General features: G+C 47.8%; 17 protein-coding genes. 9 read left to right on the top strand and 8 right to left on the bottom strand.

Features of this window, described 5'->3' with window-relative positions; translation table 11 throughout:
- The first annotated feature begins 63 nt into the window (after nt 1-63).
- Together HP398_RS23320 and HP398_RS23315 are read left to right on the top strand one after the other, a co-directional pair.
- Nucleotides 64-1,491 carry an aminotransferase-like domain-containing protein gene (locus HP398_RS23320; protein ID WP_173623768.1) on the top strand — a complete coding sequence of 476 codons (1,428 nt, stop codon included), beginning with the start codon at nt 64-66 and terminating at the stop codon, nt 1,489-1,491.
- Between the two features lie 29 nt (nt 1,492-1,520).
- Nucleotides 1,521-2,300, top strand: a complete 780-nt coding sequence (locus tag HP398_RS23315) for a GNAT family N-acetyltransferase (RefSeq protein WP_017250619.1) — start codon at nt 1,521-1,523, stop codon at nt 2,298-2,300.
- Nucleotides 2,301-2,321: 21 nt separating this feature from the next.
- Here HP398_RS23315 and HP398_RS23310 read toward each other — a convergent pair whose 3' ends face one another.
- Nucleotides 2,322-3,203: a LysR family transcriptional regulator gene (locus HP398_RS23310; protein WP_173623767.1), complete on the bottom strand. Its 882-nt coding sequence runs from the start codon at nt 3,201-3,203 to the stop codon at nt 2,322-2,324.
- Nucleotides 3,204-3,328: 125 nt separating this feature from the next.
- On the opposite strand from HP398_RS23310, the gene HP398_RS23305 reads away from it, so the two are divergent.
- Nucleotides 3,329-4,111 (top strand): SagB/ThcOx family dehydrogenase, encoded by a 783-nt coding sequence (locus HP398_RS23305; RefSeq protein ID WP_173623766.1) that lies wholly within the window; start codon nt 3,329-3,331, stop codon nt 4,109-4,111.
- Between the two features lie 40 nt (nt 4,112-4,151).
- On the opposite strand, the gene HP398_RS23300 is transcribed toward HP398_RS23305, so the two are convergent.
- On the bottom strand, nt 4,152-4,868 hold the full coding sequence (locus HP398_RS23300) for a GDSL-type esterase/lipase family protein (protein ID WP_173623765.1): 717 nt from the start codon (nt 4,866-4,868) through the stop codon (nt 4,152-4,154).
- A gap of 157 nt (nt 4,869-5,025) precedes the next feature.
- On the opposite strand from HP398_RS23300, the gene HP398_RS23295 reads away from it, so the two are divergent.
- Both HP398_RS23295 and HP398_RS23290 read left to right on the top strand, forming a co-directional pair.
- A complete protein-coding gene (locus tag HP398_RS23295) occupies nt 5,026-5,577 on the top strand; it encodes a nitroreductase family protein (RefSeq protein WP_017250615.1) in 552 nt (183 codons plus the stop codon).
- Nucleotides 5,578-5,696: 119 nt separating this feature from the next.
- On the top strand, nt 5,697-6,212 hold the full coding sequence (locus HP398_RS23290; protein ID WP_017250614.1) for a DUF3841 domain-containing protein: 516 nt from the start codon (nt 5,697-5,699) through the stop codon (nt 6,210-6,212).
- Nucleotides 6,213-6,285: 73 nt separating this feature from the next.
- Here the strand turns inward: HP398_RS23290 and HP398_RS23285 are convergent, their stop codons facing one another.
- Complete coding sequence (locus HP398_RS23285; RefSeq protein WP_017250613.1) at nt 6,286-6,768, bottom strand: DinB family protein; 483 nt, start codon at nt 6,766-6,768, stop codon at nt 6,286-6,288.
- Nucleotides 6,769-6,912: 144 nt separating this feature from the next.
- Between HP398_RS23285 and HP398_RS23280 the strand changes: the two genes are divergently transcribed.
- Both HP398_RS23280 and HP398_RS23275 read left to right on the top strand, forming a co-directional pair.
- Nucleotides 6,913-7,836 carry a LysR family transcriptional regulator gene (locus HP398_RS23280; RefSeq protein ID WP_173623764.1) on the top strand — a complete coding sequence of 308 codons (924 nt, stop codon included), beginning with the start codon at nt 6,913-6,915 and terminating at the stop codon, nt 7,834-7,836.
- A gap of 162 nt (nt 7,837-7,998) precedes the next feature.
- Nucleotides 7,999-8,769, top strand: a complete 771-nt coding sequence (locus HP398_RS23275; protein ID WP_173623763.1) for an ANT(4')-I family aminoglycoside nucleotidyltransferase — start codon at nt 7,999-8,001, stop codon at nt 8,767-8,769.
- An 89-nt stretch (nt 8,770-8,858) separates the two neighbouring features.
- Here HP398_RS23275 and HP398_RS23270 read toward each other — a convergent pair whose 3' ends face one another.
- The 5 genes from HP398_RS23270 to HP398_RS23250 form a co-directional block, all read right to left on the bottom strand.
- Nucleotides 8,859-9,233: a YybH family protein gene (locus tag HP398_RS23270; protein WP_017250610.1), complete on the bottom strand. Its 375-nt coding sequence runs from the start codon at nt 9,231-9,233 to the stop codon at nt 8,859-8,861.
- A gap of 530 nt (nt 9,234-9,763) precedes the next feature.
- Entirely contained in the window at nt 9,764-10,498 is a 735-nt protein-coding gene (locus HP398_RS23265; protein ID WP_017250608.1) for an amino acid ABC transporter ATP-binding protein, read from the bottom strand.
- Nucleotides 10,499-10,515: 17 nt separating this feature from the next.
- The gene (locus HP398_RS23260) at nt 10,516-11,211 is read right to left on the bottom strand and encodes an amino acid ABC transporter permease (RefSeq protein ID WP_017250607.1); all 696 of its coding nucleotides are present in this window, start codon (nt 11,209-11,211) and stop codon (nt 10,516-10,518) included.
- Complete coding sequence (locus tag HP398_RS23255) at nt 11,198-12,031, bottom strand: amino acid ABC transporter substrate-binding protein (RefSeq protein WP_173623762.1); 834 nt, start codon at nt 12,029-12,031, stop codon at nt 11,198-11,200. The genes HP398_RS23260 and HP398_RS23255 overlap by 14 nt, the downstream gene beginning before the upstream one ends.
- Nucleotides 12,032-12,111: 80 nt before the next feature.
- On the bottom strand, nt 12,112-12,939 hold the full coding sequence (locus HP398_RS23250) for an amino acid ABC transporter substrate-binding protein (RefSeq protein ID WP_173623761.1): 828 nt from the start codon (nt 12,937-12,939) through the stop codon (nt 12,112-12,114).
- 818 nt (nt 12,940-13,757) lie between these two features.
- Here HP398_RS23250 and HP398_RS23245 point away from each other — a divergent pair.
- Both HP398_RS23245 and HP398_RS23240 read left to right on the top strand, forming a co-directional pair.
- Nucleotides 13,758-14,159 carry a hypothetical protein gene (locus HP398_RS23245; protein ID WP_017250604.1) on the top strand — a complete coding sequence of 134 codons (402 nt, stop codon included), beginning with the start codon at nt 13,758-13,760 and terminating at the stop codon, nt 14,157-14,159.
- A 13-nt stretch (nt 14,160-14,172) separates the two neighbouring features.
- Complete coding sequence (locus HP398_RS23240) at nt 14,173-15,111, top strand: AEC family transporter (protein WP_069847811.1); 939 nt, start codon at nt 14,173-14,175, stop codon at nt 15,109-15,111.
- Nucleotides 15,112-15,180 lie beyond the last annotated feature (69 nt).

The following is a 15,180-nucleotide window of genomic DNA, read 5'->3' as shown; positions in this document are numbered from 1 at the left end:
GCTATCAAAAAAACCAACCACTTTTACCTATTAAGATGAGGAAGATGAAGGGGATCGATCAGGTTGCACAGAGAGAAACGGTTGCCGAAATATCGGAAAATTATTGATTTTATCAAAGGAAAAATTTCGACAGGAGAATGGCCGATTGGCAGCAAAATCCCCAGCCAACGCGACTTGGCACAATTGTTCGAAGTCAATCGGAGCACGGTCATTGCAGCATTGGAGGAATTGACCGCAGACGGGTTGATCGAGGGAAAGCTGGGGATGGGCACTGTCGTCGTCAATAACACCTGGACGCTGTTGGCTACGACACGACCTCCGGATTGGAGTGAGTACGTCAGATCTGGATTGCACAAGCCAAGCATGACGGCGGTTCAAGAAATCAATACGCGTGAATTCCAGGCAGACCTGATTCAGTTGAGCAAAGGAGAGCTCTCCCCAGACATGTTTCCAGTCGAAGCGATGAAGCAAGTCATGGAGCGAGTGACGAGGAACCTAAGCGGATTTGGATATGAAGAGCCGAGAGGGTACCTTCCCCTGCGCCAAGCGGTCAGTGATTATGTCGGACGACAAGGAATTACAGCTTCGCCGTCTTCTGTCTTCATCGTGTCTGGTGCATTGCAGGCACTCCAATTAATTTCGGTCGGGTTATTGCATCGAGGTTCAACCGTGTTTTTGGAACAGCCTTCGTATCTCAATTCTTTGCATGTGTTCCAGTCGGCGGGGATGGAGCTTGCGGGATTGCCGATGGATCGTCAGGGGATGATTGCGCAGGCGATCTATGCGAGGCGAAAACAGGAGCAAGGGGCGATTCTGTACACCAATCCGTGCTTTCATAATCCAACAGGCATCCTGATGACAGAGAACCGCCGGCTGGAGCTGCTGCGTGTATGTGAAGAAGAGCGTCTGCCTGTTATCGAGGATGACATTTACCGCGAGCTGTGGACGAATGAGCCTCCACCTCTGCCGCTCAAGGCAAGAGATAAACATGGACATGTCCTGTACATCGGGAGCCTGTCCAAGACACTGACTCCCGGCTTGCGGATTGGATGGGTAGTGGGGCCAGAGCCAGTCATCGAACGCCTGGCCGATATCAAGATGCAGACGGATTACGGGGTTAGCTCGCTATCGCAACGTGTGGCGGAGGAGTGGCTGGCGAGTGGCTTGTATGAGAGGCATATGTACAAGGTCAGAGAGCAGCTAATTACGAGACGAGCGTCTGCCATCCGGGCACTTACGAAGCACATGAGTGAACACGCGACGTGGGAAGTGCCTGCTGGAGGATTTTTCATCTGGCTGAAAATGAACGGAAAGCTCTCGATGATGGAGCTCTTTACAGCAGCCAAACGCCAGGGCATTCTGCTGAATCCGGGCAAGATTTACGGGGAGACGCAAGAAGGATATGTCCGGCTGTCGTATGGGTACTCGTCGATCGCCGATTTTGAATCTGGTATCGAAAGACTGGGTCAAATCGTCCGCGATAGTATATAAAAGCAGAGGAAAGATGGAGGTGGAAGTAAATGGGGTATATAGAAATAACAAAAAAGAATATAGAAACGGAGCACATATGCTGTGCATTAGGTGCAAAACAATACGAGCATGAAGTAGCCGAGAAGAAGAAGTGGCTGACAGAGCGAATGGATGAAGGATTGGTGTTTTATCGCTTAGATGAGCGGGCAAAAGTGTTTATTGAATACTTGCCTGCGGAAATGGCCTGGGTTCCAATTGAAGCGCCCAATTATATGTATATCAACTGCTTGTGGGTGTCTGGCAGATATAAAGAGAACGGGTATGCGAAACAATTGTTGCATCATTGCAAGGAGGATGCTATCAAACGTGGCATGGACGGAATCGTTCATATCGTAGGGAAGAACAAGTACCCGTATTTGAGTGAGAGACGTTTTTTTGAACATATGGGGTTTGAGCTGGCAGATCAAGCAGAACCGTATTTTCAATTAGTGGCATGGAAATGGAATGAACAAGCTGCTATACCGTCCTTGAAGAAAACAGGAACAACTTCTTCAAAGGAGAATGGCGTCACCATTTATTACACAGCACAGTGTCCATTTGCTGTTGGTGTTTTGGAAGAATTGAGAAAAGTAGCGGAAGCGAAAAGTGTTCCCTTTCATTCGTACAAGCTGACAACGAGGGAAGCAGCACAGAACGCGCCTGTCATATGGACGACCTTTGGCTTGTTTTATCAGGGTGAATTTATTACACATGAAATCATGAGTGCCAACAAATTTGAAAAATGGCTAACAGAGCTTCTCGCACACCAAAAGCCCCGCCAATCCCAATAGGCGAGGGCTTTGTTCGTGGGGCTACTTGCTCGTTGGCGTGAAGTCCATGCCTTTTACATATTGCTGGCTATGAACGGCGAACTCTGCCGTGAGTGGGGAGATCGACTGCCAGTTGCGCACCGCGAGCACCACTTCCCTTGTAATAGGGGGCGACAGAGGGATCGCGACGACTTTGGGGATGACAGGTGGCATGTACAGCTCAGGCATGATGGTGACGCCGATATACTCCTGCACCATGGTCAAAATCGTATACACCTCACGTACTTCAAACGTTACCGTTGGGGTAATGTGATTCTCTTGCAGCATTTTTCGGATGCAGCCATCCTTTGGCATGATAAAACAACGCTCCGCAATTTCGGAAAAACGAAGGGTCTGACTGTCTTTCAGTGGATGGGTATCTGGTAAAATGACCATCATTTCGTCTTGCAAGAGCGGCAACGTTTGCATTTCCTTATCAGGCATAACGGTAAAGGCAATGTCGACAACTGAGCTGTGCAGCCAGTTGCTAATTTCATCACTATCGCCTTCCAAAAGCAGGATGTCCACGGCCGGAAACCGCTTGCGAAAGCTACCCAAAAGTCCAGGTAAAAAGCGGGAGGCGACGCTGGGGATCGAGGCAATACGCAGGGTACCGGACGAAATCCCGCGGGCCACGTTTGCTTCCTCCGTCATGCAGGATGTGATGTTCAAAATGTCGCGAGCGTGCGCAAGCATTCGCTCTCCGATGCTCGTCGGAGTGATCCCGCTGCGACTTCGTTGAAAAAGACTGACACCGAGCTCTTTTTCCAGGGACTGAATCATTTGCGAGACGGCGGATTGCGTAAAGCCGATTTCTTCTGCTGCCCGCGTGAAGCTTCCAGCTTTTGCTGCGGCGACAAACACTTGCAGTTGGGTAAGCGTCATGTCTCCTGGTTCCTTTTCATTAGTTTTTTCTTATGAAAAATATTATAAATCATTGTTTTACTAATGGAAAAGAGCTTCGTATAGTAAAAGGCATCACCAGTAAGAAAATACGAGGAGGAACATAGATGCATCCCGAATGGCAGCGAATTGCAAATGAATTTATCGAGGCGACCTCTTACCGAGTGGGCGAGCTGGAAAAAGGCTGGGCCTCTCGTTACGATTTTTCCAAAAGACCTGCGACGTATTTGCGTTATGAAGAGGTATTTGCCCGCGTTGATTTAGGCAAGCCACAGTTTCCAGCGTCCGTCGATTTGTGGGAGGTCCTCGCTAATCGAAGATCCAAGCGTAATTTCTTGAAGCAGTCAATGACGCTTAACGAATTGAATCTCCTACTGTGGGGTACACAGGGCATCACAGATGATATGGGTGACTATCAATTACGCACGACGCCGTCTGCCGGTGCCCTGTATCCGATTGAGACGTATCTGATGATTAACAACGTGGAGGGACTGGAGAAAGGCCTGTATCATCTGGATGTACAGAATTGGTGCTTGGAAGGATTGAAGAGAGAAGACACGTCCGAGATCGCCTATCTGTTCACGGAAGAGCAAGAGGTAACGAGACGGGCTGCTGTCAATTTCGTTTGGACAGCGATGGTGGATCGCACGAAAGACAAATACAAAGAACGTGCGTACCGCTATATCTGGTGGGATTCCGGGCACGTGTCGCAGAACCTGCATTTGGTAGCAAACGGACTGGGGCTTGGGGTAACGACAATTGGTCACTGGATGGATCATGACATGAACGAATATTTAGGCATCGATGGCAAGTCCCATTTGTCTATTTTGATGGCATCCGTGGGCAAAATTGCAGGTGGGCATTGGCTGACGGATCGTCGACCGGAATAAGCAGCAAAAAAGGATGGGCATAAGAAGCCGCATCCTTTATTCATGATGGTGTGCCAAGTGCGATGTCGTGTGCAGAAAGTGTATCGCGGAGAACGGTCGCCATGAGCTGGTAGCCGAGGACATGCGGATGAAGTCCGTCGTCAGCCAATTCCTTGCGCAGTGTGATACCATCTGCGTCCGTCATGCGGGAGTGGTAATCGACATAGAGACAGTCTGTTTGTTCAGCAATCGCTTGAAAACGTTCATTGATCGTGATGACGAGTTGGTTTCGCTCATAGTTGCGTGCGTATCGGTCCATGCATGTAGGCAAAAGGGAACAAAGAATGGGCTGAATGCCTTGCTCGAGAGCCGCATGCACCATTGCTTCTACATCACGGGTCACCTGCTGGTTAATCTCTTGAGGTGTTAGTCGGTCGGAAGGCAAGAATGTATCCAACGCCCACGTATTGTTAATCCCGATCATGATCACCACGTAACGTGGCTTCAATTGAAGGACATCTGCGGCAAAACGTCTGCGGGCCTGTTCGGTTGTGTCACCGCCGATTCCACGATTCACGATGGTCTGACCCGACCGACCAAAAAAGGTAGCGAGATCCCACCAATGCGTGATGGAATCGCCGAAAAAAACAAAATCGACGGGCTGCTGGTGGAAGAGCAGCGCTTCATTATGAAAGTCAAATTCGTTGCGTCGTCTGTCTGCTGGCGCATCGATACTGAAAAATCCGGGCTTTATGAGAGCTGGGCGCTGTTCGTCCAAGCTACATCCCTCCTCGTCCAAAAGTTTACCATATCCCTGTAAGCGTGGTGTGCAGTTTCGTTTACTTCTTACTTGATTTTGCCGAGTGTACACGATAACATATGTTCTGAATAAGATTGATAACCATTATCAAAGTGTGGGAGTCTAAGAGAAGAGGGTGACCGTTGTGTCCATTGCCAAAATCATTCGAGAGCGCCGCTCTATTAAAAAAGACTATAAACCAGATACTGTGTCCGAAGAACTTGTTTTGGAGCTATTGAATGACGCTGTGTACGCGCCGAACCATGGTATTCGTGAGCCTTGGAGATTTCTGTTTGTATCTTCAGAGAAAAAAGAAGCGTTTGTAGAGAAGTTGATCACCTGCTATCCCCCAGAAGCCCATCAGGCGCGCCGAGACATGTACAACCAACCGGCAGCCTATTTGGTCGTCATCATGAAAGAAGATCCGCGCCAAAAACAATGGGAAGAAGATTTCAGTGCGACGGCAGCTCTCATTCAAAACTTCCAGTTGCTCGCATGGGAGCGTGGATTAGGCGTAGTCTGGAAAACGAACGCGCACAACTGGGATCCGAAGGCACACGCCATCTTGGGTGTTACGCCAGGAGAGAAAATCGTTGGTTTTCTGCACCTCGGTTTTTTCGATCAGGAAAATGTACCAGCAGCACGCACACGCACATCTGCTGAAGAAAAGTTCACTCGGTTCGAATAAATGGAAAAAAACGAGACCAATCTGAGGTCTCGTTTTTTCGTGATAACTGGACAACTTCCTGCTACACTAGTGCTTGATTATGTTTACGTAACTTGAAATATGCGATTAGGGTGTATGACATGAGGGTTTTTTGGACGTTACAAAACCAAGAAGTGTGGGAATTGGCTCGAGAACGGGGTTTTTTACAAGGGGACCGAAAACATGCGATGTTCCCTAAGGAATACGAATGGATGATTCATCAGATGAAAAAGAGAGTAGCGAAGTATAGGGGAGAATACCCGATTTGGTTATGGGTGGATAAACCTGATTTGAGGCGTACAGGCTATTTTGAAAGTGGAGTCCAGTTCGTTCGAATCAAAGTGGAATTGGATGAACAAGACGTTTTACTCTCTGACTATGATGAGTGGCATATGGTATTAAATAATGACTTCTTAGCTAACAGTGAACAGGAATATGAAGAATATCATCAAGGAAAAGGTACGATTTCAAAAGAGGAAAGCTGGGAGCGTATCTTTGCCTGGAATAGAAAGCGAGATTCCAGTTGGGACGCCTATGAGGATAGAGAATTGCAAGGAACAACGGGGAAAATAGACATAGCGAATGTCAAAAGTGTCGAGTACTTTCTTGCAAGGTAAATGTTGCTCACGCTCGAGGCACACGGTTGGGGAAGAAAAAACGAGACCATTCACAGGTCTCGTTTTTTTGCAATTACTTTGCTGCTGCTTCCTGCGCTACGACTTTTACCATGCTTGAAATGATCCCCAGATGGATGGACTCGTGCATGACGGCAAAGTTAAAGACTTCTCCAACCGTCGTAAACTGGAAGGGACCCATTGTAATGGGGGCTGGCAATGCTGCCTCTAGCTCGTCAGGGGTGACGGAGGCCAACCGTTCAAGCTGTACGGACAAGTAGTAAATCAGCTCATCTATCGAGGGTGGTGCAGTCGTCCAGTCAGAAGGCTTCGTTCCCGTCTGAAAAAGAGTAGCGTAGGAAGCGGGCAGGTCAGATTGGTAAGGCAAGCCGATGGACAGAAAATGCTGAAAACAAAAGACGATATGCCCGATATTCCAGCGAAGTGTATTTGAAAAAGCGGGGGATTGCACATCCAATAGCTCCTCAGGAATCAACGGAATCTGTTGCAGGCCAATTTGACGAACGGATGTGGCTGTAGTGATCATGCTTTGAGACATGAGACAAACCTCCCTATCATTTTCCTATGATTGACAGCGATCTTACCGTCAACTAAAGTGTACGTCGTAGGGGAAATCGCAACAATCATGCTTTTCCGATTAGAATGATTAGTAAAAATGATAATGGGCACAAGAGGTGAAGCAATGGAGCTCAGGCAATTGGAGTATTTTATGGCAATATGTGAGGAAATGCATTTTTCCCGGGCCTCAGAAAAGCTGTGTACCTCGCAGTCCAATCTCAGTCAGCAAATCAAGTTTTTAGAGAATGAGCTGGGTGTCCCGCTGTTTGACCGCTTAGGCAAGCGAATCACGCTGACAGAAGCAGGAAAGGTATTGCTGGAACAGAGTCGGCATGTTTTTTCCCATATCGACTACGCACGCGAAGCGATTGCTGCCATGAAAAACAACGAAGGGGGCACGCTCACGATCGGTGTCCTGCCTGGCGATGCCGATTTGTTGTTTGATGCTCTTCTTGTAGAATTCCACCGCTTGTATCCAAAAACATCCTTATCCGTCATTGAGTCTACAAGAATAGTGGAGCAAATCACATCCGGCGAGATTGATTTGGGCGTGACTGTGTTACCTGAGCCGGATGAGAGAATCACTGTCATTCCGCTATTTCACGAAGAGTTCGCGCTTGCGGTTCATACCGCACATCCACTTGCCAAGGAAAAGGCAATCAAGTTTGAGCAGCTTCAAGATGTGAAAACGGTGATGTTTCCGTCGGATCATCAAGTGAGACAGCTCATCAATCGCTATTGCATACAGGAAGGCTTTCGCTTGCAGCCTCATATCGAAACAACCACACTCCTGTCTCTATTGACTCTAGTGAAAAAGGGGATCGGGGGCTGTATTCTGCCTAGCTTATTGCTGCAAAACATAAACGACGAAGAGATTGCGATCATCAACCTCTTGCATCCGACACCCAGCCAAGACATCTGTTTGGTTTATCGCAGAGACAAATATATGGGGTTTGCCGCTCGTACCTTCATCGATACGCTACAAGCGTATATTCAATCGGCCATCGACAACACTCATGCTCCCAACACGAATAAAAATCGCTCGTAAGATTTTCCTTTCCTTGGTAAAATGCATATCATTACGAACCACGATCTGGTCGATGGGAGGAAGTTCACATGCATCCAAAAAAAGTCCCCCGTTAATCCCGAGGTCCTCCATTCATGTATTTGTGTCAACTACCCCAAAATAGATCAAGGGAGATGTACGTAAATGAACATGAATGGACCTGTAAAAATATCTCGAAGTGAACGATTTCAAATCTGCCAAGAAATAGCTGCGAGATTACATGAAGTGTACAAAGAAAAAGTTCTCGCCATTGGGGTGTATGGTTCCATTTCTCGAGGGACAGACGGCCCTTATTCGGATATCGAGATGTTTTGTGTATTAGAAGAATCAGGGGAAGAAATAGAATTTAGCTACGAATGGTCAGCGGGACCTTGGAAGGCTGAAGTAAATGTGTGCAGTGCAGATGTTTTGCTGAACACTGCCGCTACTGTCGAAGATGATTGGCCGCTGACACATGGCCCATTCTTTACTCCACTGAGTCTGTACGATCCGAAGGACTTTTTTGAAACGCTCAAAAAAGCAGCAGAATCACCAGCGCAGGAAGAGTTCACAGAGGGAATCAACGGTATTCTCGTAGGGGAAATGTACGAGTTTATTGGCAAGTTGCGAAACGTAAATCTAAACGGCCCACATACCTATCTGCCCTACTTGGCTATGGAGTTTGCCCAATACGGTGCGATGTTGATCGGGCTGCACAACCGAAAGCTTTACTCGACAGGGGCCAAGGTTTTGCCGGAAGCGATGGAATTGCCGCATCGTCCGGCTGGATTCGATCAGGTAGCCAGATTGGTGATGGCGGGGGATCTGACTGATCCAGCAAAAATCGTTAGCGCTTGCGAATTATTCTGGGATGGTCTCCAAGAGTGGGCTGCCCAGCATCAGTATGTGATTCATTCAGAGCGAATCCCTTTTTAATCGATAAAAAACAAACGAGACCCCTTGTACGAGGGGTCTCGACTTACCAAGAAAGCCTTGCTTCCTAGCGAGGCTTTTATTTTTGGGGCTTACTCCACTTTGCCGCTCAGATGCTCATGAATGAGCTTCCATTCCCCTGTCTCTGTTTTCGTAAAAATATTCGTAGCTCTGCCACTTCCCGTGACGAATTCCCCGTTGTAATAGCCTTGATATTGATACGTATATACACAGCTAGCGGAACTTTGATCGACAGCAATCCACTGGACATCCGTAGCCGCATAGACTTCATCCTTGATCAGATGCCATGCATTTTCAAAGTAAGCGCGGATCTCACTCATGGATGTACAAGTCTTGTCGGAAAACCAGTAAATGGCGTTCGGATGAAGCATTTTTTCTACATTTGCAAAGTCATGTGTATTGGTAGCGTCAATATATTGCGCTAACGCCTGTTTATAGCCTTCCACAAATGATCCCTCTCTCCGCTAAAAATGGTCTATTTATCCATATAGTATAGGTTTACGGCAAAGAAAAAAAGCCCGCCCGATGTAGAAGGGGGCTATTCGGGCGGAAATGGAGGACGTAATGTCCATCGTAGGGTCTGACACATTCATGATAGTTGTCTGATGTTAAGGAAGAGTAGAGAGAACATGAAGCATTTGTTAATTTTAGGTTTTGTATAAATGCGGAGGGCAAGCACCCGTTTTTTTCTTTTTAATCACTGGGATAGACAGGCATCCATACAGGAGAGATGCGGTCGTCATAAGCTGAATGGAGTACCGATCCTTGCCAGCAGATCGGTGCTTCCATCTGATTTCAATGAGAGGAGAGGTAAATGATGGGGTGCAATCGCGATGGTTTCGGCTTTTTTGGTGGCGGGTTCATTTGGATTCTCATTATTATTTTCCTAGTGATTTGCTTCATTGATGATTAAGGCACTATTGCAAAGAAAAGACTCTGTGCTCTTATACAAGAGACAGAGTCTTTTTTCTGGTTCTTACTTCAAATGCTGCAAAAATTGACGTGTGCGTTCCTCACGTGGCTTTGCGAACAAATGGGACGGTGTATCTCTCTCCACGATGACGCCTTGGTCCATGAAAATAACCTCGTCGGCAACTTCCCGGGCGAACCCCATCTCGTGCGTGACGACGATCATCGTCATCCCTTCCTGGGCAAGCTCCTTCATCACCCTCAACACTTCGCCAACGAGCTCCGGGTCAAGAGCGGAGGTAGGCTCGTCAAATAGCATGACTTGCGGGTCCATCGCCAGTGCCCGAGCAATCCCTACACGCTGCTGCTGTCCACCAGACAACTGTGCAGGATAATGGTCCAGCTTGTCACCGAGACCTACTTTTGTCAGGAGAGCAGCGGCTTTCGCACGTGCTTTTTCTTTGTCTACTTTTTTGACAGTGACGGGTCCCTCCATCACATTTTCAAGGGCTGTCATGTGCGGGAACAGATTGTAGTTTTGAAACACCATCCCGGTCTGCTTTCGCAGCTTCGGAATACTCGTTCTCTCTACTTTTTTGGAAAAGTCCAGCTTGACGTCGCCGATTTGGACGCTACCGCTGGTCGGAACCTCAAGTGCATTCAGGCAGCGAAGCAAGGTTGTTTTCCCGGAGCCAGAAGGACCGATGATGACGACTACCTTTCCTTTTTCCACCGAGAGAGAAATGCCTTTGAGTACATGTAAGGTATTGAATTGTTTATGCACATCCGTGATCGTAATCATGCGTTTTCACCTGCTTTTTAGACATAACGGTCCAGCTTGTTTTCGATGCGATCCTGGATAATAGAGAGTATGAAGCAAATCACCCAGTAGATAAGGGCTGCTTCCGCATAGACGAGCAGCGGCTCATATGTCGCAGCGACGACTTCTTGGGCTTTGCGGAACATCTCTGGTACCAGAACGACCGAAGCCAGCGAAGTATCCTTGACCAAACTAATAAACGAGTTGGACAAAGGAGGAATGGAGACGCGAGCTGCCTGAGGGAGCACGACTCTGCGCAGTGCTTGCCAGTAGGTCATCCCCATGGAGTAGGCTGCTTCCCATTGCCCTTTGTGAATGGACAAGATCGCGGCACGTACCACCTCGGAGGAATAGGCACCGACGCTGAGAGAGAAGCCGATGATTGCCGACGGTATCGGATCGATCATCAAGCCGATGCTCGGCAAGCCATAAAAAATGATGAATAATTGGACCAATAAAGGAGTACCGCGAATGATCGATACATAAAAGCGGGCGATGGCAATCAGCGGCTTTATGCCGGATAGACGTGCCAGCGCAGTGAGAACCGCAATGATCAGACCAATGAAAAAGGAGGCGATGGCGATTGTCAAAGAATAGAGCAAGGCTCCTTTCAACAGAGGAAGAAAGGAGCTTTGCGCGATATCGATCCATCGGTTCAGGCGTTCTGGGTTTTCAAAGAAGCTACTTAGAGACATCTGCACCAAACCATTTCTCTGATATTTTTGCGAGGGTACCATCTTTCGTCATGTCGTCCAGTGCTTTGTTGAATGCATCAACCAGCTCTGTGCTACCCTTGCGGAAGAGGAAACCGTTTTTCGCTACGTTCGGATCTTTTGCGATAATTTTGATAGGAACATCAGGCTTTTGCTTCATGAAGTCCAACAGGGAAATCCCGTCGTTGATCGTAATGTCTACACGCTTGGAAACAAGCAAATCGATCGCTTGGTTAAAGCCTTCCACACCGACGATTTCCGCTCCGTTTTTCTTCGCGATATCTGTGAGGTTGCTCGTCAATGTTTGGGCTGCTTTCAGACCTTTGATATCCTCGAAGCCTTTTACGGTCGTGTTGTCTTTATGGGTGACAAGGACCGCTGTGGATACGGTGTATGGATTGGAGAAATCGTATTTTTCCTCACGATCCGGGCGAATGCCTACCTGATTCGCTACGACATCAAAGCGCTTGGAGTCGAGTCCAGCAAACATCGCATCCCATTGTGTTTCTTGAAAAACAGGCTCTACTCCGATGCGCTTCGCTACCTCTGTCACGACCTCCACATCATAGCCCGTCAGCTTGCCAGACTGATCGTGGAACGTAAACGGCGCATACGTGCCCTCGGTTCCAATCAGAATTTTTCCGTCGGCTTTTACTTTTTCCAACAAGTTTTGTTCTTTTTTCTCTTCTGTTGGGGCAGGAGTGGCAATATTTTGCGGTGGTTGTCCCGTTGAAGACGACCCGCAGCCTGCCAATGCGACTAACAGAGTGGAAGCGAGAAGGGAAAAAAATAGTTTTTTCATAAATTAACCCCCACTAAACCGATGTGAATTTGAATAGGAACATACTAAAAGGGACAGACAATTTTGTCAATGACTAAGAATTACTTCGTGATATCTTCGCCGAACCATTTGACGGAAATCTTGGAAAGGGTGCCGTCCTGCTGCATCTCATCGAGCACCTTATTAATCGCGTCAGTCAGTTCTGTGCTTCCTTTACGGAACATAAAACCGGTTGGTTGGCCCTCTGCATTTTTCGCCACGACTTTGATGGGCGTATCAGGCTTTTGTTTCAGGAAATCAAGTACTGACAAATTATCGTTGAGCACAACGTCCACGCGTTTTTGTGCAATCAGGTCAATGGCTTGATTGAAATTGTCTACACCGACGATTTCTGCCTCATTGGCGCGTGCGAGGTCAGCGTAGTTGCTGGTCATGGATTGTCCGGCTTTTAACCCTTTGATATCCTTGAAATCTTTGACGGTGTCATTGTCCTTGTGAGTCACCAAAACCGCACGGGAAATCGTATATGGCTTGGAGAAATCGTACTTTTCCTGACGATCAGGACGGATTCCTACTTGATTGGCAATGACGTCAAAGCGCTTAGAGTCGAGTCCCGCAAACATGGCATCCCACTGGGTTTCCTGGAACATAGGCTCTACACCGAGCCGCTTGGCAACCTCCGTGATAACCTCCACATCATAGCCGGTCAATTTGCCCGACTGATCATGGTACGTAAACGGAGAGTATGTACCTTCCGTACCAATGACGAGTTTTTTCTCGGTTTTCACTTTTTCTAGCAAATTTTGCGAAGCTGCTTGATCAGCAGGCGGAGTCGTAGGATTCGGCTGAGAAGGAGAACCAGAAGTGCCGCAGCCAGCCATTCCCAGTAGCAGGCAAGATAGTAAGGTAGACAGAATGACTTTTTTCATGTTGTAATCCCCTTTATGTTAATCGGATTTCATGGATTCATAGTAGTGGTCGTTCATGCCTTTGTCAATCTTTAAATTGTTAAATCCTATTTGATTACTTTGAATTGAAGGGGACAACGTTCTATGTAGCTGCGGTGGGGAGAAGAATATTTCCAGTCTAGGCTCCAGGCTCCGTCCTGCTGGGGGCTGAGACTGTCCGCTCCGAAGCGATTAGCGGGGAAACGCAAAAGTGGTAGCAGCTTCGTCGTGTGGGCACGCCTAAGTTTCTTTTGCCCGCTAATCGCTTCTCCGCTCGGTAGGACTCCACAAGTCGCTACGTCTGGAAATATTCTTCTCTGTCGTAACTAATGACATTCCTTCATTCTTTCAAAGCTTTAAAAAGCGGGATAAGCACGGAAAGCGCTTAGAGGAAACAGGAGAAAACAGCGAAGATCTTTGGTACACCGACCGAGACGGAATGCAAAAAGCGAAACACGCTCTTAAGCGTCCACCTCTAAAAAGGCATCCTGGAATGACCACTTTGGACGCGGTTTCGCTTTTTGCATGGAGTCGGGCAGTGAATCCCCCAGCGGGTGGGACAAGAAGCTGAGCGTTTTCTCCTGTTTCCTCCCCACCACTACAGAACGTTTACACTTTTTATCTCTTTTAAGGATTCTCCATTCATACGGTGGCTATGTGCATGGAACGAAACTTGCCGCAGAAGTAGTGGTTGAGGTTCCTCGTCAAGAAGCGTACAATTAGTACGAATTGAAAGGCCTACAAGCAATTACGTGCTTGTTCTTCATAGGAGAGCGCACCGATAAAAGGAGTCAATCAACATGTTAAACGACTGGCGTATGTATACAGATGGAAGTGGAATGGAGCAAAAGCATGTAGCTTGGCATGAAGTGCTGAAGGAAATCGCTCAATTGGACGGAGTAACGCGGACGTTGGTACACGCAGCGTATGGAGACCATGTGGATTTGGTCGTAGCAGGCGGGAACAACGGTAAAGTATTAGTGCAATGGAAAGAACATGAGCCGGTTGAGCAGCACTTTGTACTTGCGGCAGACAAGCAATCGGCGGTAATGTCCACGCTCGTCATCGAGGGTAGTGAAGTTGCCTTTCCCCTTTCCTGGTGCGTTCCGCTTGAGCAAGTTGTTCCTTTGTGCGGAGATTTGCTACGAACATGTGAAAAAGGGGAGCCGACCGAACTCGAATGGCTTCCGGTAGAAATGTAGGCAGGAGGGCAGCATGGAACTACAAACGTTGCAGCAGTCCATCCTCATCATGGCTGTCATCATTGGGATCGGTAGCTTAATCGGCTACCGGCAACCCTTGACTGCGGACTCCCGCCAACTCGTCATCACGATTATTGTAAATGTTGCCATGCCGTGTATTATTTTAGACGGGATCTTTCAGACAACCATTGATCAACAAATTTTATACCAAATTTTTGCAATATTCTTCATTTCAATTATCCTAAACTGCCTGGGCATTTTCATCGGCTGGTTAGGTGCGCGTGCACTTCCGCTTCCGGTGAAAAAACGTCGGGAGATCGCGCTCTTGTCCGGCTTGGGGAATACAGGCTTCATCGGTTTACCGCTTTGTGCGGCATTGTTTGGACCAAAAGGGGCGCTCTTGGCCGCTATTTTCGACGCAGGCGTGGATGTTGTGCTATGGACCGTTGGTGTGATGATGCTCCAGGAAAAAGGAAGCTTCTCCTTAAAAGGGCTCAAGACACTCATTAACATCCCGATGATTGCAATCGTTTTTGGACTCGGTTCTGCCATCATCGGGTTTGTGCCACCTGAGCCTGTGAAGCAACTGTTTGGAACGCTGTCCAAGCTCGCTTCTCCGTTAGCCATGATGTACATTGGTATGCTCTTGCCTATGTTTTTGCGCAATAAACCGCAAGTGTCATTAAAGCTTTTGAGTATGCCACTCACGTTTAAATTAGTTGTTTTTCCGCTGATGACGGCTTTTCTTTTGTCCGTTTTTTCAATCGACAGCGATATTGTCAGCGTTTCCCTTGTGCAAGTAGCAATGCCCACCCTGACATTGGCCTCGATCTTATTCGGGCGCTACGCGGCAGATGAGGAGATGGGTGCCATGACGACGGTTTGTTCTACCTTGCTGGCGCTCTTGTCCATCCCGGTTGTTCTGGTCATGGGAAATTGGCTCTTGCACTAATCTCTCGCACTAATCTCTCGCCAATCTCAGTCATAGTGAAACGAATCAGAGGTAACCTATGTCTAACAA

Source organism: Brevibacillus sp. HB1.4B, assembly GCF_013284285.1.
GTDB lineage: Bacteria > Bacillota > Bacilli > Brevibacillales > Brevibacillaceae > Brevibacillus > Brevibacillus porteri.
Note: the sequence above shows the minus strand (reverse complement) of the source record. Positions and strands in the feature narration are given on the sequence as shown.

Excerpts from the sequence above, each read along its gene's own strand:
- HP398_RS23280 (WP_173623764.1), top strand. The coding sequence starts at position 6,913 with ATGGAGCTCAGGCAATTGGAGTATTTTATGGCAATATGTGAGGAAATG.
- HP398_RS23240 (WP_069847811.1), top strand. The coding sequence starts at position 14,173 with ATGGAACTACAAACGTTGCAGCAGTCCATCCTCATCATGGCTGTCATC.
- HP398_RS23255 (WP_173623762.1), bottom strand. The coding sequence starts at position 12,031 with ATGAAAAAACTATTTTTTTCCCTTCTCGCTTCCACTCTGTTAGTCGCA.
- HP398_RS23250 (WP_173623761.1), bottom strand. The coding sequence starts at position 12,939 with ATGAAAAAAGTCATTCTGTCTACCTTACTATCTTGCCTGCTACTGGGA.
- HP398_RS23315 (WP_017250619.1), top strand. The coding sequence starts at position 1,521 with ATGGGGTATATAGAAATAACAAAAAAGAATATAGAAACGGAGCACATA.
- HP398_RS23290 (WP_017250614.1), top strand. The coding sequence starts at position 5,697 with ATGAGGGTTTTTTGGACGTTACAAAACCAAGAAGTGTGGGAATTGGCT.
- HP398_RS23260 (WP_017250607.1), bottom strand. The coding sequence starts at position 11,211 with ATGTCTCTAAGTAGCTTCTTTGAAAACCCAGAACGCCTGAACCGATGG.
- HP398_RS23305 (WP_173623766.1), top strand. The coding sequence starts at position 3,329 with ATGCATCCCGAATGGCAGCGAATTGCAAATGAATTTATCGAGGCGACC.
- HP398_RS23310 (WP_173623767.1), bottom strand. The coding sequence starts at position 3,203 with ATGACGCTTACCCAACTGCAAGTGTTTGTCGCCGCAGCAAAAGCTGGA.
- HP398_RS23265 (WP_017250608.1), bottom strand. The coding sequence starts at position 10,498 with ATGATTACGATCACGGATGTGCATAAACAATTCAATACCTTACATGTA.
- HP398_RS23285 (WP_017250613.1), bottom strand. The coding sequence starts at position 6,768 with ATGTCTCAAAGCATGATCACTACAGCCACATCCGTTCGTCAAATTGGC.
- HP398_RS23245 (WP_017250604.1), top strand. The coding sequence starts at position 13,758 with ATGTTAAACGACTGGCGTATGTATACAGATGGAAGTGGAATGGAGCAA.
- HP398_RS23275 (WP_173623763.1), top strand. The coding sequence starts at position 7,999 with ATGAACATGAATGGACCTGTAAAAATATCTCGAAGTGAACGATTTCAA.